Below are 378 nucleotides of genomic sequence, written 5' to 3'. Positions count from 1 at the left end.
ATCTAGTTGCTTGTCCTCCACCGTCGACATTTAATCGAGACCAATAGTTTGCCCGACGACTAAAGCATGCGGAGAGGCTCGGTGAGAGAAAATTGAGATATTTCAAACGAGATCTTACTAAAGGCGAATATGATGACTTATCTGAACATGAACAACTGCGCGATACTTATCAATGGTTACCATCAGAATTCATTATTGATCAACAAGGAAAAGTAGACATTCTCTCGTCCATTCATCATCTTCCACCTTTACCTCAATATCGACAAACATATGGTGATATTGCGCATATATTTCATGCGATGTTGCCCATGTTTAAACAACTGAAATTGATTAGAACGAACACAAATGAAGAACAACGATTTCAAGTTATTGTCAAAG

1 protein-coding gene is annotated in these 378 nt (G+C 38.1%); it reads left to right on the top strand.

Annotated features, from left to right (window positions below; genetic code table 11):
- Positions 1-92: 92 nt before the first annotated feature.
- A partial coding sequence (locus tag D7Y04_RS44320) for a DUF4246 family protein (protein ID WP_147477415.1) occupies positions 93-378 on the top strand: 286 nt, incomplete at its 3' end.

This window comes from Corallococcus sp. AB038B (assembly GCF_003668955.1).
Lineage (GTDB): Bacteria > Myxococcota > Myxococcia > Myxococcales > Myxococcaceae > Corallococcus > Corallococcus exiguus.
This window is presented reverse-complemented; position numbering and strand designations above follow the sequence as displayed.